The organism is Pseudonocardia sp. EV170527-09 (assembly GCF_008369905.1).
Lineage (GTDB): Bacteria > Actinomycetota > Actinomycetes > Mycobacteriales > Pseudonocardiaceae > Pseudonocardia.
The window spans coordinates 1-269 of sequence record NZ_VRMC01000475.1 but is presented as its reverse complement, the minus strand read 5'-3'; the positions used below and the strand labels follow the sequence as shown (position 1 = coordinate 269).

At 59.9% G+C, this 269-nt stretch carries 1 protein-coding gene; it reads right to left on the bottom strand.

The window, feature by feature from the left end; genetic code table 11:
* Nucleotides 1-269 (bottom strand): alpha-amylase family glycosyl hydrolase (locus tag FVA95_RS29860; protein WP_240051813.1); only part of this gene is annotated, 269 nt, incomplete at both ends.

Below are 269 nucleotides of genomic sequence, written 5' to 3'. Positions count from 1 at the left end.
GCGTGCCCTTGTGCATGTGCTGCACCGTGGCAAGCGTCTTGGCGGAGCTCTCCCGGTGGTGCGGGCTGTCGTCACCAAACCGCGACACGGCGCGTGGTTGATCATGATTGTCCCAATACAGCGAATTCCAGCCGACATCTGCGAGAGCCAGCTGCCACTCGTTCAGATTCTTCTTCAGGGCTGGAAGCGACAGCGGAGCTAGATCAAACTTGCCGCTGCCACCAGGCCGCGAGTCAAGGCTCACATGCTCGAAGGTGAACACCATGTTC